Source organism: Faecalicatena faecalis (assembly GCF_012524165.2).
Taxonomy (GTDB): Bacteria; Bacillota; Clostridia; order Lachnospirales; family Lachnospiraceae; genus Faecalicatena_A; species Faecalicatena_A faecalis.
Genome location: NZ_JABACJ020000015.1, coordinates 48,165 through 73,942 on the forward strand (window position 1 = coordinate 48,165; position 25,778 = coordinate 73,942).

Annotated in this window: 25 protein-coding genes; 19 read left to right on the top strand and 6 right to left on the bottom strand. The window is 43.6% G+C overall.

Going from position 1 to position 25,778, the window contains the following annotated elements; translation table 11 throughout:
• The first annotated feature begins 2 nt into the window (after positions 1–2).
• Positions 3–2,378: a trans-4-hydroxy-L-proline dehydratase gene (hypD, locus tag HGO97_RS14990; protein WP_216243221.1), complete on the top strand. Its 2,376-nt coding sequence runs from the start codon at positions 3–5 to the stop codon at positions 2,376–2,378.
• 25 nt (positions 2,379–2,403) lie between these two features.
• Here the strand turns inward: hypD and HGO97_RS14995 are convergent, their stop codons facing one another.
• Positions 2,404–3,039: a GntR family transcriptional regulator gene (locus tag HGO97_RS14995; RefSeq protein WP_216243222.1), complete on the bottom strand. Its 636-nt coding sequence runs from the start codon at positions 3,037–3,039 to the stop codon at positions 2,404–2,406.
• Positions 3,040–3,160: 121 nt separating this feature from the next.
• Here HGO97_RS14995 and HGO97_RS15000 point away from each other — a divergent pair, with 121 nt between their 5' ends.
• The 5 genes from HGO97_RS15000 (at position 3,161) to HGO97_RS15020 (ending at position 8,528) form a co-directional block, all read left to right on the top strand.
• Positions 3,161–3,430, top strand: coding sequence for an acylphosphatase (locus tag HGO97_RS15000; RefSeq protein ID WP_216243225.1), 270 nt, complete (start codon positions 3,161–3,163; stop codon positions 3,428–3,430).
• A gap of 171 nt (positions 3,431–3,601) precedes the next feature.
• On the top strand, positions 3,602–4,396 hold the full coding sequence (gene proC / locus HGO97_RS15005; protein ID WP_216243226.1) for a pyrroline-5-carboxylate reductase: 795 nt from the start codon (positions 3,602–3,604) through the stop codon (positions 4,394–4,396).
• Positions 4,397–4,615: 219 nt separating this feature from the next.
• Entirely contained in the window at positions 4,616–5,197 is a 582-nt protein-coding gene (locus HGO97_RS15010; protein WP_216243228.1) for a TetR/AcrR family transcriptional regulator, read from the top strand.
• Positions 5,198–5,250: 53 nt separating this feature from the next.
• A complete protein-coding gene (locus HGO97_RS15015) occupies positions 5,251–5,946 on the top strand; it encodes an anaerobic ribonucleoside-triphosphate reductase activating protein (RefSeq protein ID WP_216243230.1) in 696 nt (231 codons plus the stop codon).
• A gap of 215 nt (positions 5,947–6,161) precedes the next feature.
• Entirely contained in the window at positions 6,162–8,528 is a 2,367-nt protein-coding gene (locus HGO97_RS15020; RefSeq protein ID WP_216243232.1) for a ribonucleoside triphosphate reductase, read from the top strand.
• Positions 8,529–8,625: 97 nt separating this feature from the next.
• Here HGO97_RS15020 and HGO97_RS15025 read toward each other — a convergent pair whose 3' ends face one another.
• The 5 genes from HGO97_RS15025 to HGO97_RS15045 all read right to left on the bottom strand — a co-directional run bounded on the left by HGO97_RS15025 (position 8,626) and on the right by HGO97_RS15045 (position 12,570).
• Positions 8,626–9,126 (bottom strand): DUF6106 family protein, encoded by a 501-nt coding sequence (locus HGO97_RS15025; protein WP_216243234.1) that lies wholly within the window; start codon positions 9,124–9,126, stop codon positions 8,626–8,628.
• 1 nt (position 9,127) lies between these two features.
• Positions 9,128–10,036, bottom strand: coding sequence for a PucR family transcriptional regulator (locus HGO97_RS15030; RefSeq protein ID WP_216243236.1), 909 nt, complete (start codon positions 10,034–10,036; stop codon positions 9,128–9,130).
• A 104-nt stretch (positions 10,037–10,140) separates the two neighbouring features.
• Positions 10,141–11,253, bottom strand: coding sequence for an ABC transporter ATP-binding protein (locus HGO97_RS15035; RefSeq protein ID WP_216243238.1), 1,113 nt, complete (start codon positions 11,251–11,253; stop codon positions 10,141–10,143).
• Positions 11,254–11,390: 137 nt separating this feature from the next.
• Positions 11,391–11,648 (bottom strand): helix-turn-helix domain-containing protein, encoded by a 258-nt coding sequence (locus HGO97_RS15040; protein WP_216243240.1) that lies wholly within the window; start codon positions 11,646–11,648, stop codon positions 11,391–11,393.
• A 37-nt stretch (positions 11,649–11,685) separates the two neighbouring features.
• Positions 11,686–12,570, bottom strand: coding sequence for a hypothetical protein (locus HGO97_RS15045; RefSeq protein ID WP_216243243.1), 885 nt, complete (start codon positions 12,568–12,570; stop codon positions 11,686–11,688).
• 346 nt (positions 12,571–12,916) lie between these two features.
• Here HGO97_RS15045 and HGO97_RS15050 point away from each other — a divergent pair, with 346 nt between their 5' ends.
• The 13 genes from HGO97_RS15050 to HGO97_RS15110 all read left to right on the top strand — a co-directional run bounded on the left by HGO97_RS15050 (position 12,917) and on the right by HGO97_RS15110 (position 25,745).
• Positions 12,917–13,810, top strand: a complete 894-nt coding sequence (locus HGO97_RS15050; protein ID WP_216243244.1) for a DMT family transporter — start codon at positions 12,917–12,919, stop codon at positions 13,808–13,810.
• A gap of 44 nt (positions 13,811–13,854) precedes the next feature.
• Positions 13,855–14,457, top strand: a complete 603-nt coding sequence (locus HGO97_RS15055; RefSeq protein WP_216243246.1) for a hypothetical protein — start codon at positions 13,855–13,857, stop codon at positions 14,455–14,457.
• A 94-nt stretch (positions 14,458–14,551) separates the two neighbouring features.
• On the top strand, positions 14,552–16,201 hold the full coding sequence (locus HGO97_RS15060; RefSeq protein WP_246597470.1) for an aryl-sulfate sulfotransferase: 1,650 nt from the start codon (positions 14,552–14,554) through the stop codon (positions 16,199–16,201).
• Between the two features lie 121 nt (positions 16,202–16,322).
• Positions 16,323–16,841 carry a peptidylprolyl isomerase gene (locus HGO97_RS15065; RefSeq protein ID WP_216243248.1) on the top strand — a complete coding sequence of 173 codons (519 nt, stop codon included), beginning with the start codon at positions 16,323–16,325 and terminating at the stop codon, positions 16,839–16,841.
• Between the two features lie 23 nt (positions 16,842–16,864).
• A complete protein-coding gene (locus tag HGO97_RS15070; RefSeq protein WP_216243250.1) occupies positions 16,865–17,797 on the top strand; it encodes a DMT family transporter in 933 nt (310 codons plus the stop codon).
• Positions 17,798–18,044: 247 nt separating this feature from the next.
• Positions 18,045–18,896: an energy-coupling factor transporter ATPase gene (locus tag HGO97_RS15075; RefSeq protein ID WP_216243418.1), complete on the top strand. Its 852-nt coding sequence runs from the start codon at positions 18,045–18,047 to the stop codon at positions 18,894–18,896.
• Positions 18,881–19,729 (top strand): energy-coupling factor transporter ATPase, encoded by an 849-nt coding sequence (locus tag HGO97_RS15080; RefSeq protein WP_216243252.1) that lies wholly within the window; start codon positions 18,881–18,883, stop codon positions 19,727–19,729. Before HGO97_RS15075 ends, HGO97_RS15080 begins: the two co-directional genes overlap by 16 nt.
• The gene (locus HGO97_RS15085; protein WP_216243254.1) at positions 19,722–20,546 is read left to right on the top strand and encodes an energy-coupling factor transporter transmembrane component T family protein; all 825 of its coding nucleotides are present in this window, start codon (positions 19,722–19,724) and stop codon (positions 20,544–20,546) included. Before HGO97_RS15080 ends, HGO97_RS15085 begins: the two co-directional genes overlap by 8 nt.
• A gap of 64 nt (positions 20,547–20,610) precedes the next feature.
• Positions 20,611–21,348: a tRNA pseudouridine(38-40) synthase TruA gene (truA, locus tag HGO97_RS15090; protein ID WP_168866648.1), complete on the top strand. Its 738-nt coding sequence runs from the start codon at positions 20,611–20,613 to the stop codon at positions 21,346–21,348.
• A gap of 334 nt (positions 21,349–21,682) precedes the next feature.
• Complete coding sequence (locus HGO97_RS15095) at positions 21,683–22,624, top strand: dihydrodipicolinate synthase family protein (RefSeq protein ID WP_168866649.1); 942 nt, start codon at positions 21,683–21,685, stop codon at positions 22,622–22,624.
• A 44-nt stretch (positions 22,625–22,668) separates the two neighbouring features.
• Positions 22,669–23,976, top strand: a complete 1,308-nt coding sequence (locus HGO97_RS15100) for an ABC transporter substrate-binding protein (RefSeq protein ID WP_216243256.1) — start codon at positions 22,669–22,671, stop codon at positions 23,974–23,976.
• Positions 23,977–24,045: 69 nt separating this feature from the next.
• The gene (locus tag HGO97_RS15105) at positions 24,046–24,918 is read left to right on the top strand and encodes a carbohydrate ABC transporter permease (protein WP_216243258.1); all 873 of its coding nucleotides are present in this window, start codon (positions 24,046–24,048) and stop codon (positions 24,916–24,918) included.
• Positions 24,918–25,745: a carbohydrate ABC transporter permease gene (locus tag HGO97_RS15110; protein WP_216243265.1), complete on the top strand. Its 828-nt coding sequence runs from the start codon at positions 24,918–24,920 to the stop codon at positions 25,743–25,745. The genes HGO97_RS15105 and HGO97_RS15110 overlap by 1 nt, the downstream gene beginning before the upstream one ends.
• The last annotated feature ends 33 nt before the right edge of the window (positions 25,746–25,778 follow it).

Sequence of the window (25,778 nt, forward strand, 5' to 3'; positions counted from 1 at the left end):
ACATGGAAGAAAGAGGAATGAATGCACGTATCAAAAGCCTTAGAAAATTAAGTCTGGAGACTCCTGCGCACATCGATCTGGAGCGTGCGCTCAGCGAGACCGAGACTTATAAGAAGTATGAAGGCGAATTGTCAGTACCAGAACTTAGAGGCCAGGTGCTGAAGGATTATTTTTCAACCAAGACATTATATATCGGAGATGGAGAACTGATTGTCGGAGAAAAGGGAGACTCTCCGCAGGCTGCACCGACATTCCCAGAGCTTTGCTGCCATACGGTAGAAGATATGCATGTCATGAATGACCGTGAACTGATCAACTTTAAAGTCAAGGACGAATATTACCAGATTCAGGAAGATGTCATGATCCCATACTGGGAGAAGCGTTCTATGAGAAGTAAGATTCTGCGCCAGATGACTCCAGAGTGGAAGGATGCCTATGAGGCAGGTATTTTCACAGAGTTCATGGAGCAGAGAGGGCCTGGACATACGGTAGGTTCTGTGAAGATTTACGAGAAAGGTTTCCTGGATTATAAAGAAGATATCCAGAAGTCTATTGACAGCCTGGATTTCATGAATGACCCGGAGGCTCTGGACAAGAAGAACGAGTTAGAGGGAATGAAGCTTGCATGTGATGCAATCATGATCCTGGGTGAAAGATACGCTGCATATGCAAGAGAATTAGCTAAGAAAGAGACGGACGAGAAGAGAAAAGAAGAGCTGCTTCAGATTGCAGCAAACTGTGATGTCGTACCGGCTCACAAACCGGAGACTTACTGGCAGGCGATTCAGATGTACTGGTTCGTACATTTGGGCGTAACAAGCGAACTGAATCCTTGGGATGCATACAGCCCGGGACGTCTGGATCAGCACCTGAATCCATTCTATGAGAAGGATGTAGAAGAGGGACGTCTGGATGACGAGAAGGCATTAGAACTGCTGGAATGCTTATGGGTGAAGTTCAACAATCAGCCGGCACCTCCGAAGGTAGGAATCACCTTGAAGGAGAGTAGTACTTATACAGACTTTGCGAACCTGAACACAGGAGGAATCACTCCAGATGGAGAGAATGGTGTGAATAATGTCAGCTATCTGATTCTGGACTGTATGGATGAGATGAAGCTTCTTCAGCCGAGCTCCAACGTACAGATCAGCAGAAAGACACCGCAGAAGTTCTTGAAGCGTGCCTGCGAGATTTCCAGAAAAGGATGGGGACAGCCTGCATTCTATAATACAGAAGCAATCATCCAGGAGCTCTTAAATGCAGGGAAGTCTCTGGAGGATGCAAGACGCGGCGGTACAAGCGGATGCGTAGAGACAGGTGCGTTTGGAAATGAGGCTTATATCCTGACTGGATATTTTAACATCCCGAAGGTATTCGAGCTGACATTGAATAATGGATTTGATAAGATGACAGGCAAGCAGCTTGGCTTAAAGCTTGGTAATGCAGAAGACTTCAAGACATATGAGGAGCTCTTCGAGGCATTTAAGGCACAGATGAAGTATTTCATCGACATTAAAGTTCAGGGAAGCAACGTGATTGAAAAGATCTACGCAGAAAACATGCCGGTTCCATTCCTTTCCATCATTACAAATGATTGTATTTCAAAAGGAAAAGATTACAACGGCGGTGGTGCAAGATACAATACCAAGTACCTTCAGGGCGTAGGTATCGGAACGATCACAGATTGCCTTGTAGCAGTAAAATATAATGTTTATGATGAAAAGAAATTTACAATGGCAGAACTGATGAAGGCGCTGGATGACAACTTTGAAGGTCATGAAAGAATCCTGAATCTGGTTCGTAACAAATCACCGAAATATGGAAATGATGATGACTATGCAGACAGCATCATGAAGTCTGTCTTCGAGTATTACAGAAGCCAGGTGACCGGAAGACCGAACATGCTGGGCGGAATGTACCGTATCAACATGCTGCCGACCACATGTCATGTATACTTTGGAGATGTGATGATGGCAAGTGCAAATGGACGTCTGGCTCACAAGCCTGTTTCCGAAGGTATCTCACCGGAGAAGGGGGCAGATACGAATGGACCGACAGCAGTCGTGAAGTCCTGTGCAAAGATGGATCATTTACAGACAGGCGGAACACTGTTGAACCAGAAGTTCACTCCGAGCGTTGTAGCAGGGGAGGAAGGACTGGAACAGATGGCGAACTTAGTGCGTGCATATTTCAATATGGACGGACATCACATCCAGTTCAATGTCATTGACAAAGAGACTCTGATCCAGGCACAGAAGCACCCAGAGGACTATAAAGACCTGATCGTGCGTGTGGCAGGTTACAGCGACCACTTCAGAAATTTGAGCAAGGCACTGCAGGATGAGATCATCGAGAGAACAGAGCAGAGTTTTAACTAACATAAAAAAGAAGAGACTGTCCTGGCTAGCCCAGTGCAGTCTCTTTGCCTATTGTAAAATGGTCTGCTTTTAGGATGGCATAAGCTTCCTCGTACTTATTTTCGCGCATGAGAAGAACCATTTTTTTCAAGTTTTCATTGGTCTGGATGATATCCATTCCATTTTTGACGGAATTCTGTCCCATGCGGATCAGCTCGGAGAGGTTATTTTCATAGATACGGTTGATGCGGTCATTTTCAAAGACACTGACGATCTCCATGTGCATATTGGTGTCTGCGATTTCCCACTGGAAGATGTCATTGGCGGCGGCACACATGCGGACGAGCTTCTCCTCGATACGGTAGGAGTATTCCTCGTAACGGCCTAAGGTGAAGATGAGCCGGAAGGCGCTGCCTTCGAAAAGCTCCCGAAGCTGGTAGATCTCGCGGATATCTTTATCCGTGATTTCTTTTACGGTCATGGATTTGTAATAGTCAGTGACGATCAGTCCTTCGGACTGGAGCATCTTAATTGCCGTGCGGACCGGATTTCGGCTCATATTCAGGTCTGCGGTAAGCCTGGCTTCGGTCAACTGCATTCCGGGGGGATAAGTCAGATTCAGGATATTTGTGCGGATGGTCTCGTAAGCCTGATCCGCGAGGGAAACATGTTTTTCAGCCATAATAGTACCTCGTGATTTATTTCGATTCTTAATTGTATACGATATGGGTTACTGTATACAAATTATAAAGGAATTCAGAGGAGATTGCAACTCGGATATATGGAAATGGGGGTGAGATTCATTGGCAGAGGTCAGGAAACGGATTGTATTTTACGGAAGAGTGCAGGGAGTCGGCTTTCGTTATACTGCAAAATACCTTGCCCAGTCGTTGGAACTGACTGGATGGGTGAAGAATGAATGGGACGGCACTGTCCTGATGGAGGTGCAGGGACGAGAGGCGTTGATCAATAAGCTTCTCGTGGGATTGAACAATGGGCATTTCATCTCAATCGAGTGGATGGACACAAAGGAGATCCCATTGGAAACAGAGAGTAGTTTTACGGTGAGATAGGGAATAATTTCTTGAGATATAGATTGACTTATCATAAGGAAAATGCTATATTGTATCCAAGAGATAAAAATGTATACAAAATATTTAATTGTATACAACTGGAGCTCGAAAGGGTTAGTCCCATTTGAGCATATCGTGAAAGATTGGACGAATCAGACAAGGAGGATCATTATGAAATTAGGATTTATTGGTACAGGCAACATGGCAGGGGCTATCATGGGCGGCATCATCAAAGAGGGTGTTTTCAAACCGGAAGAGATGATCGGTTCTGATATCTTTGAGCCAGGAAGAGAAAGAGCTAAAGCTACATATGGTATCAATGTCACAGCAGATAACAAAGAAGTAATTGAGAAGTCAGAGGTAGTAGTACTTTCTGTGAAGCCGCAGTTTTATGCTTCCACAATTGCAGAGATCAAGGACAGTGTAAGAGATGAGCAGATCATCATTACAATTGCTCCGGGAAAGACACTTGCATGGTTGGAAGAGCAGTTCGGTAAGAAGGTAAAGATCGTACGTACTATGCCGAATACACCTGCAATGGTAGGAGAGGGCATGACAGCAGCATGTGCGAATGAATATGTAACAGAAGAGGAATTAAAGTATGCAGTCAGCATCTTAAGTGCTTTTGGAAAAGTAGAGGTAATCCCGGAAAGACTGATGGATGTCGTTGTTTCTACAAGCGGAAGCTCACCGGCATATGTGTTCATGTTCATTGAGGCAATGGCAGATGCTGCAGTTGCAGACGGAATGCCGAGAGCACAGGCTTATAAGTTTGCAGCACAGGCTGTTTATGGAAGTGCTAAGATGGTGCTTGAGACAGGAAAGCATCCGGGCGAATTAAAGGATATGGTCTGCTCCCCAGCAGGAACCACGATCGAAGCAGTCCGTGTACTGGAAAGAAATGGTTTCAGAAGCGCCGTGATTGAAGCAATGAAAGCCTGCACCGAGATTTCTAAGAATATGTAATAGAGTTGTATATAGACAAGTTATTAATCATAAGATTCACAAAAGACCGGATTCTGCTTAGACAGGGCCGGTCTTTCGTTGCTTATCCCTTTAATCTGAAAATTGTATTTTCTGAAAGGGGCTTGCCCGTTTGAAATGGCCTCTTTGAAATCCTTTGCATGCTTCACTTTTTATGGTAGAATAGTAAATAAGAAATTTACGAAAAGAAGGTTATTGATTATGGAGACGGAAAATAAGGGCGTGAAAGCAAGGATCGTGTCAGCGGCATGGCAGCTATTCCATGATAAGGGCTATGATCACACAACAGTGGACGATATTATCGAATTATCAGGGACTTCCAAAGGGTCTTTTTATTATTATTTTAATACGAAGGATGAGCTGCTCAGTACACTATCTACGGTCCTTGATGACTATTATGAAGAATTATATGCGGGCATGGATCAGGAGATGGATAATTTTGAAAAGCTTTTGTATCTGAATTACAAAGTTCATTCCATGATCGAAGAGAAGATCAGCATCGATCTGCTGGCATCTTTATATTCTACCCAGTTGACAGCAAGGGGACAGAGACATCTCCTGGATCAGAATAGGGTGTACTACAGGCTGATTTCCAGGGTGATCGAGGATGGACAGAAAAAGGGGCAGATTCGTCAGGACAAGTCCATCAGTGAAATCACAAAGTACTATTCTCTGTGTGAGCGTGCTCTGATTTCGGATTGGTGCCTGAGTAAAGGGGATTATTCTCTGGGAGAGTACAGTAGAGAATATATGCCAGTCATGATGGAGCATTTCAAAGCTTAGGAGCTGCTTATCAGGAGGATGACAATAAAAATAGCCAGGCCAGGAGGTTTCGGATGAATATTCAAGGATTACAAAAACTGACGCTTTTAGATTATCCGGATAAAGTTGCATGTACCGTCTTTACTGCAGGTTGTAATTTCCGCTGTCCGTTCTGCCATAATGCATCGCTTGTCACGCATGTGGACCCCGGTAATGATATCCCTGTGGAAGAGGTTCTGGCTTTTTTAAGAAAACGTCAGGGCGTTTTAGACGGAGTCTGTGTCACAGGAGGCGAACCGCTGTTGCAGCCGGATATTATAGATTTTATCAAACGGGTGAAGGAGCTTGGGTATGCAGTAAAGCTTGACACGAATGGAAGCATTATCTTTAAGCTGCGTCAGCTCGTGGAGGAGAAGCTCGTGGACTATGTGGCAATGGACATCAAGAATGCCCCGAATAAGTACGGTGAGACTATCGGAATTGAAGAATATAATCTGGAAAATATTCTCCAAAGTGTAGATTATCTGAAATCAGGGGTAGTCCCATATGAGTTCAGGACGACCGTTGTCAGAGAATTTCATAAGAGAGAGGATTTTGCGGCAATCGGACGCTGGCTCGTGGGAGCCGACCGATATTACCTTCAGGGGTTCGTAGATTCAGGGGACCTGATTCAGAGCGGGCTGAGGGCTTATAACAGGGATATCATGGAGCAGGCATTGGAGATCGTAAGAAGGAATGTGCCCAATGCAGAGCTGCGCGGTGTGGAATAATAGGCCTGTCCAAGAGTTGTAGAAAGAATATTCTGAAAATACATAGAATTTATAAACAACAATATGTAGAATGGAAACGAAAAGTTGCCACTACATATTGTTGTTCTTTTGTTGACAAGACACTATCGCAGTGGTAGAATTATCTCAGATGCCCATCCGGTAAGGTTGGGCAAAAATTATCTGGCATCGTTTAAAGAAAGGGGCGACCGTACAATATGTATCAGGTTACAAAAAGAGATGGAACAATAGCGGACTTCAATCTGTCCAAGATCAGCGAGGCGATCAGGAAAGCATTTGAAGCCCAGGAGAGGGAGTACAACCAGGATATTATTGATCTGCTCGCATTAAAAGTTACAGCAGATTTTGAACCAAAAGTAAAAGAACGCCTTGTATCTGTGGAGGATATTCAGGACAGTGTGGAGTCTGTACTGATCAAGACCGGGTATGCGGATGTCGCTAAGGGCTATATTCTATACAGAAAGCAGAGAGAGAAGATTCGTAATCTGAATTCCACCCTGCTTGACTATAAAGAGATTGTTGACAGCTATGTCAAGATTACCGACTGGAGAGTAAAAGAGAACTCCACTGTTACTTATTCAGTGGGAGGTCTGATTTTAAGCAACTCAGGAGCGATTACGGCGAACTACTGGCTGTCAGAGATTTATGATGATGAGATTGGAAGAGCACACAAGAATGCAGACATCCATATCCATGATCTGTCCATGCTGACAGGCTACTGTGCAGGATGGTCCTTGAAGCAGTTGATCCAGGAGGGCTTAGGAGGAATTCCGGGAAGGATCACATCTTCACCAGCAAAGCATTTGAGCGTGCTGTGCAACCAGATGGTGAATTTCCTTGGAATCATGCAGAATGAGTGGGCAGGTGCACAGGCATTTTCCTCTTTTGACACCTATCTGGCACCATTTGTCAAGGCGGACAACCTGTCCTATCCAGAAGTGAAGAAGTGTGTGGAATCCTTCATTTATGGAGTGAATATCCCGTCACGCTGGGGAACACAGGCTCCATTCTCCAATATTACTTTGGACTGGACTGTACCGAATGACCTTGCGAACCTGCCGGCGATCGTAGGCGGCGTGGAGCAGGACTTTACATATGGTGATTGTAAGGCAGAGATGGATATGATCAACAAGGCTTTCATCGAGACGATGATCGAAGGAGATGCAGATGGACGAGGCTTCCAATATCCGATACCGACCTACTCCATTACCAAGGATTTTGATTGGTCCGACACAGAGAATAACCGCCTTTTATTTGAAATGACTGCCAAGTATGGTACGCCTTATTTTTCAAATTATATCAACAGTGATATGGAACCAAGCGATGTCAGGAGTATGTGCTGCCGCCTGCGTCTGGATCTTCGCGAGCTTCGTAAGAAATCCGGTGGTTTCTTCGGAAGTGGTGAGAGCACAGGTTCTGTGGGAGTCGTTACCATCAATATGCCGAGAATCGCGTATCTGGCAGACAATGAAGCAGAATTTTACAAGAGACTGGACAAGATGATGGATATTGCGGCAAGCTCACTGCATACAAAGAGAGTCGTAATTTCCAAGTTGATGGAAGAAGGACTGTATCCATATACAAGAAGATACCTTGGTTCTTTCGACAACCATTTTTCGACGATTGGTCTGATTGGTATGAATGAGGCAGGCCTGAATGCAAAATGGATCAGAAAAGATATGACTTCTAAGGAAACACAGGAATTTACCAAGGAAGTGCTGAATCATATGAGAGCCAGACTTTCTGATTACCAGGAGATGTACGGTGATCTGTATAACCTGGAGGCCACACCAGCCGAGTCTACCACATATCGCCTTGCGAAGCATGACGTGGCACAGTTCCCGGATATCATCACAGCAGCAGAAGGAGATGGAACGCCATATTATACAAATAGTTCCCATCTGCCGGTAGGATACACAGAGGATGTATTTGAGGCATTGGATATCCAGGATGAATTACAGACATTATACACATCAGGAACCGTATTCCATACCTTCCTGGGTGAGAAGCTTCCGAACTGGAAAGCAGCCGCTTCTCTTGTTAAGAAGATTGCTGAGAATTATAAGCTGCCTTACTATACGATGTCACCGACATATTCTATTTGCAAGAATCATGGATATATCACTGGGGAACATTTTAAATGTCCGCACTGTGGAGAAGAGACAGAGGTATACAGCCGTATCACAGGATATTACCGTCCGGTGAAGAACTGGAATGATGGAAAGGCACAGGAATTCAAGGATAGAAAAGTTTACGATATTTCCAATTCCCACCTGAATGTCAAGACCCAGGAAGCCAAGAAGGCAGAGTGTGAACTACATGCGCCGCAGGGAGAGACAAAGACACTCTTGTTTACCACAAAGAAGTGCCCGAACTGTAAGATCGCGACGAATTATCTGGAGGATGCCAATATTTCCTATGAGGTGGTCGATGCAGAGGAGAATAGAGATCTTGTGAAGAAATATGGAGTCATGCAGGCACCGACACTGATCGTGATTGACAGCGAAGGCGTGCAGAAGCTGGCAAACGCTTCCAATATCAAGGCGTATATTGATGAGCAGTAGGATGAGATAGTAAAAGAATAAATAGAGATATGAAAAAGGAACGTCCTAAAACAGAGGAAAAGAATCTGTTTTAGAACGTTCCTTTTGATTTTCAAATCTAATCCATAAAGAACTTAGAACCCATCCATCCCTTGATATGGCGGAGCATTGTCTCATCCGGTTCGATCAGGATACAGGTATTCTTCTGTTCCAGAGAAATCATAATGGCATAAGCTTTCGCATTAGCATCCCCGGAAGAAAAGTCGATCGTCTTATCCGGGTGGCTGGAATTCAATCTTGGTGATCCTTTTGGTGCGATGATCTCAGCCTGTTGGATATCAAAAGTCATTATTTTCTTTCTTTTTGCTTTGTTGTAGATCGCATCCACCTGCATATCATGGTTCAACAGTGTATACTCATATTCTACATTCAGTTTTGGAAACACAAAATAATATGCCAGAAAAGCGAGTACAACTGTAATCAGGATTCCGAAAAACCCAAGAAGCGGCATTGTGAAAACTAAAACAGCCGCGATCAATACGATGGTCGCGACCCGAATCAGCAGATCAGTCGGGCGGGATTTGCGGGCTACTAATTGTTCATAAAAAGCGTCATTCATATCAGGAGTTCCTTTCTGTCTGTAAATAATTGATCACCATAGTGGCTATTTTAAAAGTCATGGCATCCTCAAATCTGCGAATGTCCAGACCGGTCCGTCTCTCGATCTGTTCCAGACGGTAAATCAGTGTATTTCTGTGCATATGGAGCTGGCGGGAGGTCTCGGCGATATTCAGGTTATTCTGAAAGAACTTATTGATTGTGGCAGTCGTCTCCTCATCAAACGTCCTGGGTACCTCACCGCCAAAAATCTCTTTTAAAAAGTTCTCACAGATGGTTACGGGAAGTTGATAGATCAGTCTGCCGATACCAAGTTGATTGTAAGGAAAGATGGTCTGTTCGGAGTAGAACAGCTTTCCTACCTTTAATGCCAGGCTTGTTTCCCTGTATGCGGCGGAGAGATCCATGAGTGTCTCCACAGTGCCGCTGTATGCGGTCTGAACACGAGTCAGGGCCTCCATATTCAATGTATCCACGATCATATGTGCAAGCCGGTCGATATCCGCTGGCGTCTCGGAGGTCTTTAAAGGTCTCAGAATAACAAGATTACGTTCCCCCATACTGACCAAATATGTCTTGGACTGTGATGGAAAGAGATTCTTAAGAACCTCCATGATCGTATCGTCTATTGGGCCTTTGGTCTCCACCAGAAACAGGACTCTTGGAACCTCTGCGTCGATATGCAGACGGGACGCACGCTCGAATATGTCATATGAGGGGATGCCGTCTGTCATAAGGGTCTGAAGGAAATGATTCTTATTGTACTTTTCCTTGTATGCAAGACAAAGACAGTGGACCTGTGTAAGCGCGAGTTCCAGTTCTTCAGGGGTCTTGGCTTTGACTTCTAATGTAATACCGGTTATTCTTTTTAATTCGGATAATGCCTTATCAAGTTCCAGTTCAGATGCCATATGCGTCTCCTATGTATGTGGATTCATGGTATGTCAGATAGAATCAAAGAGGCCGCACTTTAATAGCACAGCCCCTCTTAATACCATATTCTTATTCTAAAACATTAGTTCACAATCGTCAACTCTGATTCTTTGTCAAATACGTGAATCTTCTCCATGTCAAGAGCAAATACTGCATCATCGCCTGTTCTGAGTGTTGTACGAGGATTAACGCGGGCTGTCATCTGAGTTCCTTCAACATCGAAGTACAAGAATACTTCTGCACCGAGCAGCTCGTATACTTTAATCTTAGATTTGATCACGCTGTCAGGTGAGTTCGCGATAAATGTCTCTGAATCATGTACATCCTCAGGACGGATACCAAGAACAACAGTCTTTCCGTCATAACCGCCATCGATCAGAGGTTTCTTCTTGGATGCAGGAACTTTCAATACATGCTCTCCAACTGTAAGAGTTACATCCTCTCCATTTACTTTAACAACAGCATCCATGAAGTTCATCTGAGGTGAACCGATGAATCCAGCAACGAACAGATTGCAAGGTGTGTTGTACAGGTTCTGAGGTGTGTCTACCTGCTGAACAACGCCGTCTTTCATAACAACGATTCTTGTTCCCAGTGTCATAGCCTCTGTCTGGTCATGTGTTACGTAGATGATAGTTGCGCCTAAGTTCTCATGAAGCTTGGAGATCTCGATACGCATCTGAACTCTCAGCTTTGCATCCAAGTTGGAAAGAGGCTCATCCATCAGGAATACCTTAGGATTACGTACGATAGCACGTCCCATAGCAACACGCTGTCTCTGTCCACCTGATAAAGCCTTCGGCTTACGGTCTAATAATTTCTCAAGGTCGAGGATTCTGGCAGCCTCACGAACCTTCTTGTCAATCTCGTCTTTCGGAGTCTTGCGAAGCTTCAGACCGAAAGCCATGTTGTCATATACAGTCATATGTGGATACAGAGCGTAGTTCTGGAATACCATCGCGATATCACGGTCCTTAGGCTCTACATCGTTCATAACCTTTCCATCGATCTCTAATGTACCACCGGAAATGTCTTCCAGACCAGCGATCATACGAAGTGTTGTAGACTTACCACATCCAGATGGTCCTACAAAGATGATAAATTCTTTGTCATCGATGTCAAGATTGAAGTCTTTAACTGCGTGAAATCCGTTCGGATATATTTTCTGAATTCCCTTTAATGATAAACTTGCCATTTTAATAGCCTCCTTGAAAAATGTTGTTTCGTTGTTTTCTGTGATTAGTATAATAAAAAAGTGGCAAAGGGACAATGGCACGAGTGACTAAAAAAAATGAAAAAAAGTGTACATTTCAACCAGATAGGAATAAAAGCCTATTCTATGAGCCTCTCTTTAATTGTAGGAACCGAAAGTCCCTGTTCCCTAAGGAGACGTATTTCTTCGATTCGGCTGACTGCTTTTTCTCTTGGAAAGCGCCTGGTCAGCTTTTCTTCTTCCTGTTCAAAGGGAAGCATTCCTTCTTCGGTGTAGAATTTGAGGGTACTGTAGCGCACTCCGGTGATGCGGACGAGCTCTCCAATTGAGACGTATTCAGATGTCAAAATTTTTTCCATACTGCGTTGTCTTGACATGTTCATTCTCCTTTTGCATATTTACATATGTGTATCTCTACATGACATAGCGCCGCAGGCGGACACCCTGAATTGGTACTTTCATGGCTCTCTGTGTAGGGATGCATTCGTAATAGAAGTTATCGATCTTCAACAGAGGCACGGTTCCGGCACGCAGCACATGGACTTCGTGCTGCTGCGACTCTAATCTGCGGATCACCGCCTCCAGACGTTTATCATCCCCGGAAAACCAAGCGTCAGCCTCGATGAAGATAGACTGCGAACGCTCGAAAAACGGGAAACTGAATAGGAGGCCTGTTCCTGTCTTTGTTGTAAAGACATCCTCCTTTTTCTTTAAGAACTTGTGAGAAAATGCTTCAAAGCCTTTGTGTACCTCAATAGGGAGCAGAAGCTTAGCCAGCGGTGAATGCAGGTATAATTCACTGATGCGGGAAGAAAGGTAATCCTGTTCCGATTTTGAAAACAGATCGTAGAAACAACTGCTTTCACGCAGCAGCCATAAAAGGCAGATCACTTCGTCTGAAATGTTGCCCTCCTCCATGAGTTCCGCGCGCATTCCTTCGGTCTGACGAGTATATTCTGTCTCATCACTTCGATACTCGAAGATGTTGACAGCGGCGGTGACATAATCCAAATCGCAAGCGAGAAGGTTCGGAATCTCACGGATCAACTGCTTTTCTTCCAGTGAGTTTTTGATCTTGGCCTCTAATTCCTTCAACTCGTGCGAAGAGAGTGAGACTGCATTCTTTAACTTCTCCTCAAGTACTTCCTGGGAGGGCCAGAGGCTGTCCATATATTCTTCTAAAATTCTGGCAGCAGAGATACAGCGCAGAGCAGCTTTCTTTGTGGCCGTGAGATGAAGACTGTCCTGGGCGTTGAGGGACACTAGGGCAAAACGTTCTTGTAATGTTAATTCTGACATAATAATACCTCCCTTATTAGATTACAGTTGATTCCATTGGAATTGGTGTTCCTTAAGACGGCAGCTCATATCTTGTACCGCATCTTTTTTACATACTACTTATTACTTATCACTTACTACTTACGATTTGAATATAGCACTTATAGATGAAAAAGGCAAGGGTCTGCAAGAAGTATTTGTTTTATAAGTATTTATTTTAAATTGGAAGATGAGAGGGAGTGTGATATACTAATACAGCAATCTGAAAGCAAAGAGCATAGGATCAAGTAATGTTCTGGAACATGGGGCTGGTCCTGCTATACAGTAATTCATATGATGTAATGTGAAAGTCAAGAAGGAGAGAGTCATGGAAAATCAGAAGAAGAGTCTGCTGTCAATACATCTCGCAGTACTGTTATTCGGGCTGGCTGGCCTGTTTGCAAAATGGGTACAGTTACCGGCGGTGATTATTGTACTTGGGCGTGTTATTTTTTCTTCTATTTCATTATTGGTTTTGCTAAAAATTAAAAAAGGAAGTATCCGGCTTAAAAGCGGGAAAGATTATGTATTGATGATCACAGCAGGAATTGTTCTGGCGGTCCACTGGACTACATTTATGCAGTCCATCCAGACTTCCACAGTAGCAATCGGGACATTGACCTTCTCCACGTTTCCATTGTTCGTCACATTTTTGGAGCCGATCCTGTTTCATGAAAGGTTGAAGGTCTCCAGTGTGGTCTCTGCAGTCGTCATGCTGTTGGGCGTACTGTGTATTGTGCCAGAGTTCGAATTGGGCAATACGATGACACAGGGCGTGATATGGGGAATGATCTGTAGTCTGACGTATGCAGTCCTGTCCTTGTTGAATCGTCTTTTTATGGAAAAATACACGAGTAGCGTGACTGCATTCTACGAGCAGGCAACAGCCAGTGTGGTACTTCTCCCGGCCCTATTTGTACTGCGCCCGGCTGTTTCAATCCGGGATATTCTTGTACTGATTTTGCTGGGGGTAGTTTTTACAGCGTTTGCACATACTATGTATATCGAAGGTTTGAGACACGTAAAGGTACAGACGGCAGGAATCATCTCCGGTCTGGAATCTGTATATGGGATTCTTGCAGCGTTTCTGTTTTTGGGAGAAAAGCCCGGAATCAAGGAGCTGGCCGGCGGTGTGATCATATTAGGAGTCGTGTTCTATTCCACCCGTCTCTCTTCAAAGGAAGAGGCAGACAAGGTAGAAAAGGCAGGTCCAATCAAATAGAAAAAGTTCAAAAGTGAAAATTAGTGGGACATCAGGAGGCAGTTATGAAAAAGATGTTAGATTATTTTACGATAGATGGTGAGATTGGCGGAAACCAGGATTGGTTCCGCAATGTTGTGATGCATGTCGGCGGATGTGCTGCAGCGACCGCTTGTGACTGCTGCATTTATTTTGCACTGCATCAGGGGCAGACACATCTGTACCCTTATGATGCTCATCATCTTGAGAAGGAAGATTATATTCAGTTTTCGATGAAAATGAAGCCTTATATCCGGCCGAGGGCAGGCGGTGTGAAAAAGCTGGAGATGTTCATCGACGGTTTTTCCAATTATTTAAGAGACGTTGGAGATCACAGTCTTAAAATGGAAGGATTTTCAGGAGAAGATACAGATACAAAGGCATCAGCTCTGATCAAGGCGCAGATCGATGCTGGATTTCCGGTGCCATATTTGATGCTGCGCCATACTAACCCGGAATATAAGGATTTCGTGTGGCATTGGTTTTTGTGTTATGGATATGAGGAAAAAGAGGATGATTTTTTGATTACTGTTGCAACTTACGGGGAGGCGACCACATTTTCGTTGAAAGATCTTTGGAATACCGGGTACGAAGAAAAGGGTGGATTGATTCGTCTTTTTCGAAATTAATTCCAGAGTTTTCATAGAATGGGCACAATTTTCATTTACAATGTGAGTGTTCAGAGGTTGGAAAAGACTACATTGCAGTGAAAGGAAATAAAATATGGTAAGAAGACCAAAAGAACCTAGTAGGAAAAAGTGGAAGAGGACGGCCCTGCTTGTATTGGCATTTATAGGTGTCAGTGTCTTTGGAAGGACGACAGCGATTTCAGCTATGGAAGCCACTGTCAGCAGGATATTGGGGACACCTGATGAAGAGCAGACCGAGGCGCTTACAGAAGAAGAGCAGAAGCAGTTAGAAGAGATAGAAAAGGTCTATGACACTGCAGGACAGGCCGAGATCGCGAAGCAGCTCGAAGAGAAAAAGAGGGACAATGAGTATACGATGGATCACATGTTGATCCAGTATAATCCATTTGGTACGAATACACAGTCGGCCTATGTTTATTTTGAAACAGAGAATCCTGCAAAGATTTCTTATACAGTGAGTGTTTCTGATAAGGAGATTGATGATTTTACACAGGAAGTGACACAGGAAAAGGAATATCAGACGGAGCATGAATTCCAGGTACTGGGACTGATTCCAGACATGGAGAATAAGGTGACTTTCTTAATCACAGAAGAGAACGGAAGAATCACAAAACGTTCCTATGCCTATAACATGGGAAGCCTATTAGGAGACGAAGAGGTGAAGCTGGAGACGGACATAAAAGAAGAAGCTAAGGACCAGCTTTCTGATGGTCTGTATGTGGTGCTTGGCAATGACGATTCCCACTTGGACTTTATGTACTATTATGATAATAACGGGATTCTCCGTGGGGAGGTCCCTCTTCTTGGATACCGGAGCCACAGGATTTTGTTTGACGACAATACAATGTATTACAGCATTTCTGAATCGAAGATAGCGGCTGTGGACCGCTTGGGACAAGTCGTAGGGGTATATGACCTGGGAGATTACAGCCTGCACCATGACTATGTATTTGATGATGACGGCAATATTCTGATTCTGGCTACAGACAGTAAGCAGGACAGCGTGGAAGATGTGGTGGTGAAGTTGGATGTTAAGACAGCTCAGGTGACAGAAGTGCTGGATCTTGGGAATCTTCTCGGGAACTATAAAGAGACTTGTGTGGTAAATGCGGACGGTGATCTGGACTGGATGCATATCAATACGATCCAGTGGATGGGAGGTGGGCAGATTATCTTAAGCTCAAGAGAAACCTCCACGATACTCAAGGTAAATCATTTGTATCAGACACCGCAAATCGAATACATGATCGGAGCGGACAAGTTCTGGGCCGGGACCGGGTATGAGAATCTGCTGCTTACGAAGGAGGGAGACTTCACTATACAGGGCGGGCAGCATTCGGTTACATATGTAAAAGATGATACCCTCAAGGACGGTCAGTATTATCTGTACATGTACAACAATAATATCGGTTACAGCGAGACAAGGCCGGATTATGATTGGACCAGTGTAGGATTGACGAATACTGCCGCAAAGGAAGGCAGCACTTCCTACTATTATAAGTATCTGGTGGATGAGAACAACAGGACCTTCCAGCTTGTAGAGTCATTTAAGGTACCTTATTCAGGTTATGTAAGCAGCGTGCAGGAGGTGGATGACAATATCATCACGGATTCAGGCTTTGCAGGAGAGTTCCGTGAATATGACAAGAATCATCATCTGCTTGCAAGCTATAAGATGGATGCGGAAAAGTTCATATACCGGGTGTATAAGTATAAATTTTAACCTTCGGGATAAAAATCAATAAAAAATAAGGAGTGCAGTTCGTTACCACAGTTGATTGACGAATCCCGCTTTATCCGCTACAATAGACATATTGAATTTTAGAAGAAAAGAGGAGTTTACTATGGCAAATCCAATTGTAACATTTGAAATGGAAAATGGAGATATTATGAAAGCAGAGTTATATCCTGAGATTGCACCGAACACAGTGAAGAACTTTGTTTCTCTTGTGAATAAGGGCTTTTATGACGGACTGATTTTTCACCGTGTAATCAGCGGCTTCATGATTCAGGGCGGATGCCCGGATGGGACAGGCATGGGCGGCCCGGGATATACGATCAAAGGTGAGTTCAGCCAGAATGGTTTCAAGAATGACTTAAAACATGAGCCGGGAGTGCTTTCTATGGCACGTGCAATGCATCCTGATTCAGCAGGATCACAGTTCTTTATCATGCACAAGAATTCTCCGCATCTGGATGGATCTTATGCAGCATTTGGTAAGATCACAGAAGGTATGGATGTTGTGAACAAGATTGCTGACACAGCAACAGACTACAGCGACAAGCCGTTAGAGGCACAGGTCATGAAAAAAGTGACTGTGGATACATTTGGCGAAGAGTACGGCGAACCAGAACAGTCATAAAGAAGCACAGGAGAAGACCACAGATGGAAAAGAGATTACAGAAACCGGCAGTTGTCTGCCTGCTTGCTTTAATCTGCTGTGCGTTATGGGGAAGTGCATTTCCATGTATTAAAGTTGGATATGAGTGGTTTGGAATAGAAGGGACCGGGAGTCAGATCTTATTTGCTGGCTACCGGTTTTTCCTCGCCGGAGTTCTTACTTTTATATTTGGCTGTATTTTGGAAAAGCGGTTTCTTACAATGAAACGTTCTTCCATTCCTTATATCCTGCGGCAGGGATTTTTACAGACCACCGTACAATATTTCTTCTTTTACGTAGGTCTGGCGAATACGACCGGTACGAAAGGCTCTATTATCAATGCTTCTAATGCATTTGTCTCAATCGTGGCGGCACATTTTATGCTCAAGAATGAAAAAATGACATGGCAGAAAGGGATTGGATGTATCCTGGGACTGGCAGGTGTGGTCGTGATCAACCTGGCGCCCGGTGCATGGGGGACCGGCTTTTCGATTCAGGGAGAAGGGATGGTCTTGATCTGTACGACTGCCTATGGAATCAGTACAGTCGTATTAAAGATGATTTCTGACCTGGAGAGTCCAATGACGATTACTTCCTATCAGATTCTGTTCGGAAGTGTACTTTTGATCGTGATCGGTCTGGCATTAGACGGACATGTGGAGGGATTCACTTTAAAATCCACCCTTCTTTTGATTTATATGGCGTTGATATCTACGGTGGCATTCAGTATCTGGACGATACTCCTAAAGTATAATCCAGTCGGGAAGGTCGCTATTTATGGATTTACAATCCCGGTATTCGGGGTTGCGCTCTCGGCGATATTCTTGGGAGAGGAGATTTTTTCACTTAAAAATCTTACCGCTCTGATTCTGGTCAGTGTGGGAATCTTGATTGTCAATCATGTAAAAGGCGGGACAAGCGTAAAAGAGAATTCATAAGGGCTGCCCAGAAGGTATTTTGTAACTTGTGTCCGGTGGGCAGGGATACATAGTAGAGAAGAAAAATATAAAAGAGACGGATGAGAGGAGCGACCAAGTTGGCCAGGCCCCTTTCATCCGTTTTTGTTATAGAATTATGATGTGCTAAGCATGCTGCCAGGAATTTTATCTTGTCAAAAAACAACTGATAACGTACAATACAATAATGAAGAGGCAGCAGACAGGAAGTTATGGAGGCAGAGCCAATATGGATATGATTCAGTCAGAAGAACTGATTTTTGAATATGAGAAGCGGGATGAAGAAGGCAATGTGATTGGGATGAACCGTGCTATTGACGGGGTGGATATCCATGTCAGCCCGGGGGAATTTGTGGCAATTCTGGGACACAATGGTTCCGGGAAGTCGACCCTTGCCAAGCATATGAATGCGATTCTTGTTCCGACTGGCGGTACTATGTGGGTCAATGGAAGAGATACTAAGGAACCAGCAGAATTATGGAATGTCAGACAGTCCGCAGGGATGGTCTTTCAGAACCCAGATAACCAGATCATCGGTACAGTGGTCGAGGAGGATGTTGGATTTGGCCCGGAAAATCTTGGAGTTCCGACAGATGAGATCTGGAAACGGGTGGAGGACAGTCTAAAGGCAGTGGGGATGCTTGAATATCGCAGTAATTCACCGAACAAGCTTTCTGGCGGGCAGAAGCAGCGTGTTGCCATTGCCGGAGTGATCGCGATGGAGCCACAGTGTATCGTTTTGGATGAGCCGACCGCAATGCTGGACCCAAATGGAAGAAAAGAGGTCATCAGGACCATTCAGGAGCTTCGGAAGAAAAAACAGGTCACTGTCATTTTGATTACACATTATATGGAAGAAGTCATTGATGCAGATAAGGTGTATGTGATGGACAGTGGACATGTTGTGATGCACGGGACACCGAAGGAGATATTCAGCCAGGTAGACCTATTAAAAAAATATAGGTTGGATGTGCCCCAGGTCACCATGCTGGCGGAAGAATTGAGGAAGAAAGGTCTGGATCTTCCCAAAGGGATCCTAAGAACTCAGGAATTGGTGGAGGCATTATGTCAATTAAGTTAGAGCATATCAATTATATATACAGCCCCGGGACAGCCTATGAGAAGCAGGCACTCAAAGATATCAGCCTGGAGATCAAGCAGGGCGAGTTTGTTGGAATCATTGGACATACTGGTTCCGGGAAGTCCACGCTGATTCAGCATTTTAATGGACTGATGAAAGCTACATCCGGGGCACTGTATTATGATGGGAAAAATATATACGAAACAGGATACAATATGAAGGAGTTAAGAAGCCAGGTCGGCCTGGTGTTCCAGTACCCCGAGCATCAGCTTTTTGAGGTGGATGTAATCAGTGATGTCTGTTTCGGACCGAAGAACCAGGGTCTTTCACAGGAAGAGTGTGAGAAACGTGCAAAGGAAGCACTGGAACTGGTAGGGTTTCCGGAAAAGTATTATAAGCAGTCTCCGTTCGAACTATCCGGCGGGCAGAAACGCCGTGCAGCAATCGCGGGAGTCCTGGCGATGCGGCCGAAGGTCCTTGTGCTGGATGAGCCGACGGCAGGGCTGGACCCAAGGGGCAGAGATGAGATTCTGGATCAAATCGAATATCTGCACAAGAATACGAATATGACTGTCATCCTGGTCTCACACAGTATGGAGGATATTGCCAGATACGTGGACAGAATCATTGTGATGAACCATGGAGAGAAGATGTTTGATGATGTCCCCAAGGCGGTATTTGCGCATTACAGGGAACTGGAGAAAGTCGGTTTGGCCGCACCACAGGTGACTTATATCATGCATGCATTAAAAGCCCATGGGATGGATGTGCATACAGATGCAACGACGGTAGAAGAAGCAGCAGAAGAGATAATGAGGAGTTTCCATGATTAGAGATATTACAATCGGACAGTATTATCCGGCAAAAAGTGTCATTCACAGATTAGATCCGAGGGTGAAGATTGTCTGCACCCTTCTCTTTTTGATCTCTCTTTTTCTCCAGAACAGTATCCTGGGCTATGTGATCGCAACTTTATTCTTGGGGGCTGTTATCTGTGCGAGCAGGGTACCTTTGAAGTTTATCGTAAAGGGCCTAAAGCCGGTCATTATGCTTCTTATGATTACGGTATTATTTAACTTGTTTTTGACGAGAGAAGGAAGCGAGCTGATTCATATCTGGATTTTCAGAATCACAGATAAAGGACTTCGGATTGCAGTTTATATGGCGATTCGACTGACGTACCTGATTATGGGCTCATCGATCATGACCTTTACGACCACACCGAATTCATTGACGGATGGGATCGAGAAGCTGCTTCATCCCTTGAATAAAATAAAGGTTCCGGTACATGAGGTGGCGATGATGATGTCTATTGCTCTGCGGTTCATTCCTATTTTGCTGGAGGAGACAGATAAGATCATGAAGGCTCAGATTGCCAGAGGGGCGGATTTGGAAAGCGGGAATATCATTCAGAAAGCAAAAGCGATGATTCCGATTCTTGTGCCGCTGTTCGTCTCTGCATTCCGCCGTGCGAATGATCTGGCTATGGCGATGGAGGCCCGCTGTTACCGGGGCGGAGATGGAAGGACAAAGATGAAACCACTTGTATATCACGGGAGGGACCGCGCGGCTTATGTTGTGACGGTCGCATATATGGTGCTGATTTTCTGTGTCGGAAGGTATGTCCCATTCCATATATGGATCTTTTGAGATTGAACAGCAGCTTTGGGGCAATGGAGTCTGTTCATAAATAAAGGAAATAGAAGAGGAATGTATGAAGAGAATAAAACTGACAGTCGCCTATGACGGCACGAATTACTGTGGATGGCAGATTCAGCCGAACGGGATTACGATTGAAGAGGTATTGAATAAAAAGTTATCAAAACTGACAGGGGAAGACATCCGTGTGATTGGAGCAAGCCGGACAGATTCTGGTGTCCATGCCCTGGGGAATGTAGCGGTGTTTGATTCAGAGACAGGGATTCCACCGGAACGCCTGGCTTATGCATTGAATCAGCGTATGCCAAATGATATTGTGGTCGTGAAGTCAGAGGAAGTCCCTCTGGACTGGCATCCAAGGTACTGCAATTGTACCAAGACTTATGAGTATCATATCCTGAATGCGAAAGTACCTGATCCTACGCGGAGGCTGACGAGATATTTTGTTTCCTACAACCTGGATTTGGAAAAGATGCGCCGGGCAGCAGGATATCTCGTCGGGGAGCATGACTTTGCGAGCTTCTGTAATGTGCGGACCAATGTAGAAGATACAGTTCGGACGATATACGACCTGGATGTTCAAAAAGTAGGAGATGAAATAACGATCCGTATCCGGGGAAATGGTTTCTTGTATAATATGGTTCGGATTATTGTTGGAACACTATTGCGTGTGGGAAGGAATTTTTATACACCTGAGCAGGTAAAGGATATACTGGATGCAAAAGACCGGCAGGCAGCAGGAGTGACGGCACCGCCGCAGGGGCTGATGCTGGTGGGCATTGAATACCAATAGAATATGAATAAAACATAAAAGAACTGGTCAAGGCTGGTTCTTTTTTTGTGACTTCAAATGAATGTGGAATTGTCAAAAAAATATCGAATAAACTAAACTGTAATCTATTTTTGATACATTTTCTGAAAATACTTTCACGAGTATTAATAATGCACAAAAAAGAAAAAATTTTTTATTTATTTTTTACGAAAAAGAAATTTTTTCCTAAAAAGCATTGTAATTTTTAAAAGGGATGATATTATGAAAACAAGACGAGATAAAACGACACAAAAAAGAAAAAAGATGAAGGAAAAAGAAAAACACATCTACGAGAAACAAAAGGAGGAAAAAGGAAATGATGAAACCAGAAGAATTAAGAGAACATTTGAAAGGAATTACAGCAATCAGTATTACACCATTTAAAGAAAATGGAGATTTCGATGCAGCAGGATACGAAAAAAATCTAAAGTTTTTACTGAATGGTGGATTGAACCGAGATAATTCTGTTATCGTAATCTGCGGCAGTACTGGAGAATGCGGTGCTATGTGTACAGATGAAAGAAAGATGATTCTGGAGATGGTATATGACACGATTGGGGATGCAATTCCGATTATTCAGGGCTGCAACAGCACCAATGTAAATGAATCCATCGAACTCGCACAGCATGCACAGGAGCATGGAGCATCAGGTGTAATGGCACTCTCACCGTATTATTATCCGGCGAAGGATGAAAATTGCATTTATGCTTTCTATGAGAAATTAGCAAAGAATACAGACTTAGGAATCCTTTTATATAATAACTTTGAAGTTATGAACATTGACTGTCCGATTTCAGTACTGAAAAGACTGAAAGAGTTCCCGAATATCGTTGGTATGAAGGAATGTACACCTGCATTCTTTAAGATGACAAGAGTAGTACAGGAGATTGGCGATCAGGTTTCTGTTGTGAACGGCCATGGAGAATTTCTTGAGCCATATGCAGCATTAGCAGGAACTACTGGATTTATCTCAAGTATGTGCAATCTTGTGCCAGATCGAAGCGTTGCAATCTGGAATGCACGTTCAACGGGAGATTATGAAGAAGCAAAACGAATCAGAAATACGATGATTCCTTACATGGATCTGGCAGTAAAGTATTCAGGAATGGGCGGCGAGTATAAGGTCATTGCTCTTCTGAAATATTTAGCAGATCTGGCTGGTTCATGCGGCGGATATGTACGTATTCCAACGGTTCCGTTGAGTGATGCAGAGAAGGCAGAAGCTAAAGAAGTAGCAAAACAGTGTGGAATTATCTAAAGAAAAGAGATGTAAATCATAAAATATAATAGGAAGGTGCCTGTATGAAAATAAAAACTGTAAAAAAACTTGCGAGTTGTTTATTAGTAGCAAGTATGACAATGGGATTACTTGCGGGATGCGGATCTGGATCAGATAAGGAAGCAAAATCAGAGAAAAAAGACGGCGGCTCTGATGAAAAGGTAACAATTTCTTTTATGAGAACTGGAACACCAGAGATTTTAAGAGGCATATTTGAGCCAATCATTGCAGAATATGAGAAGGAAAATCCAAATGTTACGATTGATATGCAGGATCTTGGATGGGCGGATGCAGAGAAAACATTGCAGGTAATGGCCTCTTCACAGACGCTTCCGGATGTTATGTATCATCTGCCGGCAACTATTTTTGACATGGCAGATAAAGGGTTGATCGAAGATCTAACACCTTACATGGATGATGAGTTAAAGGAAGATATGTATCCGGCACTGTTAGAAGCAGGTCAATATGATGGAAAACAGTATGTAATTCCTTGTGGAGCAACTACACTATTACTTTGGTATAATACAGAGCTGTTCGAGCAGGCAGGCTTAGATCCTGATAACCCGCCGGCAACATGGGAGGAATTCCTGGCAGCAGAGAAAGCAATCGATGAGAAGACAGATGCAGCAGGCGCAGCAATCTACGCAAAGGCTTCCGGTGGAGAAACTTCATTTGTTTTCGAATCTCTGTTTGCAAGTGAGATCAATGGCCCAACATGGGATGGTGAAATGTATACCTATGATAAAGAAGAGAATAAGCAGGCAGCGATTAATACTCTGAACTTTATTAAGGATATGACACAGTACTCCCAGGGAAATGTAGAAGAATTTGGACGTTTTGATGTCAGAACATTATTGAGAGATGGAAATGTCGGAATGGTACTGGATGCTGTCAATATTGAGAACCAGATTCAGGAAGGTCTTGATAGCGGAAAATTCAAAGTTGCACAGCTTCCGGCAGGAGCAAGTGGTGTACAGACATCTGCAGTTAATATGGGTGGATTCTTCATTCCGACCAACTGCGAACATAAAGAAGAGGCATGGAAATTCCTTCGTTACTTAATGGATACAGACAACCAGAAGGCTCACAGTGCATATGGCTCCATTCCGATTTTACAGTCTGAGGCAGCAACATATGATGAGAGTGATAATAATGAAGCAGTTATCATTAAATCAGTTGAAGAAAGTGTACCAGAAGGTGTTTCACCAAAGACAAATTCATTGTGGTCAGTAACGGGAGAACAGCTGCAGTTACTTATGATGGGCAAACAGGATGCGGAGACGACTCTTAAAAATATTACTGCTGGACACGAGAAAATTTATAACGAATAAGGCGCACTGCTGGGAACGTATTGGCGTAGTTCAATACGTTCCTGCCATATTCGGGAAAGAAGGGAACAGATGAAGACGAAAAGAAGTACAAAGATAGAGCCATATCTGTTTATATTACCAACGATTATCCTGTTGATCTTGGTACTTGGGATTCCATTGGTAAATGTATTTAAGTTTTCAGTAGGTAAGTCAAATATCATCCAAGGTTTTTTAGAGTGGAATTCATTTGAGAATTTTCATTATCTTGCTACTCCAGAATTTCTAAAAGCACTTGGAGTGACGGCGGTATACGTGGTGTTTGGTGTTGCAGGAATTGTTGTTTGCGGTACGCTTGTTGCGGTTGCATTGAATAAACCGATGCCATTACGCGGCATTTTCAGATCGATTGTAATTATTCCATGGATTGTGCCTCAGGCCTTTGCAGCTTCCATGTGGAGCTGGGTCTTGAACTCACAGTTCGGATTTATTAATCAGTTGCTTATGAAATTAAATTGGATTACTGAGCCTATTAGTTTTTTGGGCGATGGAAAGGCTTTAGGGACAGTAATCATGGTCAGAATATGGCAGGGAACGCCTTTTATGATTATTTCATTAATGGCAGCACTTCAGACAATTCCTTCTGACATAGAAGAGGCCGCTGATTTGGATGGAGCATCGGCACTACAACGCTTTCGGTTCATTACTTTGCCATATTTAAAGCCAGTCCTTTCCACTACAACATTGATCGTAACAGCCTGGACCATTCAGATCTTCGATACAGTTTATATTATGACCAACGGCGGGCCGGCCGGACAGACAGAGTTAGTAGCACTGGAGATATACAATAAAGCTTTCCGGGACTATGATTTGGGAACTGCCTGTGCAATTGCACTGCTGGTTCTGCTGATTGTAGGAATTATAGGATTCCTAAAATTTAAGAACGAAAGGCAGGTCGAGGAATAATGAGTAGAAAAGCAAAACGCAGATGGATGCTTACGGGAAGAATGGCTTTTGTAATCGCCTGGTGTATATTTACACTCATACCTATTTATACAGCATTTGTTGCCTCGCTCACAAAATATGAAAATTTAGGTAAAAACTTCCTTTGGCCGGCAGATCTGCATTTCCAAAATTATATTGATATTTGGCAGAGAATCGATTTGTTGGGCTACTTTAAAGCAACGATTATCTATGCAGTGGGGACATCCCTGATCAATGTTATACTGGCAACATTTGCTGCATACGCTTTATCGCGATACAAGTTCAAAGGTAAAATGTTTTACTCCTTTATTATTTTCATCACACAGGTAATACCGCAGGTCGTTATTGCAATCCCAATCTTTATGACATTGAACAAAATGGGGCTGTATGATACCTATATTGGAGTTATTATTGCAATTATTGCGACATCAATGGCATTCCCTATTTTGCTGCTGAGAAGCTTCTTTGATGGGATTCCAATTGCATTGGAAGAGGCGGCTTCCATAGACGGCTGTTCCAGACTGGGAATTTTATTCAAAATCATTATTCCATTGTCTGCGCCTGGAATCGCAACAACGTTTGCACTCTCTTTCTTCACTGGATGGGGACAGTACCTATATCCTCTGATTCTGACGAGAAATGCAAATAAAACACCTCTGACGGTTGGAATTGCCCGTTTGATAGATAATCAAACTCCATGGGAAATGGTTATGACAGGGACACTGCTGGCAATTATCCCGGCAATTTTAATTTATCTGTGTGCACAAAAGTCTTTGGTACGTGGAATGATGGCAGGAGCTGTAAAATAATAAAATTACAATACGATTAGGAGATGAAAGAAA

Excerpts from the sequence above, each read along its gene's own strand:
- hypD (WP_216243221.1), top strand. The coding sequence starts at position 3 with ATGGAAGAAAGAGGAATGAATGCACGTATCAAAAGCCTTAGAAAATTA.
- HGO97_RS14995 (WP_216243222.1), bottom strand. The coding sequence starts at position 3,039 with ATGGCTGAAAAACATGTTTCCCTCGCGGATCAGGCTTACGAGACCATC.
- proC (WP_216243226.1), top strand. The coding sequence starts at position 3,602 with ATGAAATTAGGATTTATTGGTACAGGCAACATGGCAGGGGCTATCATG.
- HGO97_RS15010 (WP_216243228.1), top strand. The coding sequence starts at position 4,616 with ATGGAGACGGAAAATAAGGGCGTGAAAGCAAGGATCGTGTCAGCGGCA.
- HGO97_RS15015 (WP_216243230.1), top strand. The coding sequence starts at position 5,251 with ATGAATATTCAAGGATTACAAAAACTGACGCTTTTAGATTATCCGGAT.
- HGO97_RS15020 (WP_216243232.1), top strand. The coding sequence starts at position 6,162 with ATGTATCAGGTTACAAAAAGAGATGGAACAATAGCGGACTTCAATCTG.
- HGO97_RS15025 (WP_216243234.1), bottom strand. The coding sequence starts at position 9,126 with ATGAATGACGCTTTTTATGAACAATTAGTAGCCCGCAAATCCCGCCCG.
- HGO97_RS15030 (WP_216243236.1), bottom strand. The coding sequence starts at position 10,036 with ATGGCATCTGAACTGGAACTTGATAAGGCATTATCCGAATTAAAAAGA.
- HGO97_RS15035 (WP_216243238.1), bottom strand. The coding sequence starts at position 11,253 with ATGGCAAGTTTATCATTAAAGGGAATTCAGAAAATATATCCGAACGGA.
- HGO97_RS15040 (WP_216243240.1), bottom strand. The coding sequence starts at position 11,648 with ATGTCAAGACAACGCAGTATGGAAAAAATTTTGACATCTGAATACGTC.
- HGO97_RS15045 (WP_216243243.1), bottom strand. The coding sequence starts at position 12,570 with ATGTCAGAATTAACATTACAAGAACGTTTTGCCCTAGTGTCCCTCAAC.
- HGO97_RS15050 (WP_216243244.1), top strand. The coding sequence starts at position 12,917 with ATGGAAAATCAGAAGAAGAGTCTGCTGTCAATACATCTCGCAGTACTG.
- HGO97_RS15055 (WP_216243246.1), top strand. The coding sequence starts at position 13,855 with ATGAAAAAGATGTTAGATTATTTTACGATAGATGGTGAGATTGGCGGA.
- HGO97_RS15060 (WP_246597470.1), top strand. The coding sequence starts at position 14,552 with ATGGTAAGAAGACCAAAAGAACCTAGTAGGAAAAAGTGGAAGAGGACG.
- HGO97_RS15065 (WP_216243248.1), top strand. The coding sequence starts at position 16,323 with ATGGCAAATCCAATTGTAACATTTGAAATGGAAAATGGAGATATTATG.
- HGO97_RS15070 (WP_216243250.1), top strand. The coding sequence starts at position 16,865 with ATGGAAAAGAGATTACAGAAACCGGCAGTTGTCTGCCTGCTTGCTTTA.
- HGO97_RS15075 (WP_216243418.1), top strand. The coding sequence starts at position 18,045 with ATGGATATGATTCAGTCAGAAGAACTGATTTTTGAATATGAGAAGCGG.
- HGO97_RS15080 (WP_216243252.1), top strand. The coding sequence starts at position 18,881 with ATGTCAATTAAGTTAGAGCATATCAATTATATATACAGCCCCGGGACA.
- HGO97_RS15085 (WP_216243254.1), top strand. The coding sequence starts at position 19,722 with ATGATTAGAGATATTACAATCGGACAGTATTATCCGGCAAAAAGTGTC.
- truA (WP_168866648.1), top strand. The coding sequence starts at position 20,611 with ATGAAGAGAATAAAACTGACAGTCGCCTATGACGGCACGAATTACTGT.
- HGO97_RS15095 (WP_168866649.1), top strand. The coding sequence starts at position 21,683 with ATGATGAAACCAGAAGAATTAAGAGAACATTTGAAAGGAATTACAGCA.
- HGO97_RS15100 (WP_216243256.1), top strand. The coding sequence starts at position 22,669 with ATGAAAATAAAAACTGTAAAAAAACTTGCGAGTTGTTTATTAGTAGCA.
- HGO97_RS15105 (WP_216243258.1), top strand. The coding sequence starts at position 24,046 with ATGAAGACGAAAAGAAGTACAAAGATAGAGCCATATCTGTTTATATTA.
- HGO97_RS15110 (WP_216243265.1), top strand. The coding sequence starts at position 24,918 with ATGAGTAGAAAAGCAAAACGCAGATGGATGCTTACGGGAAGAATGGCT.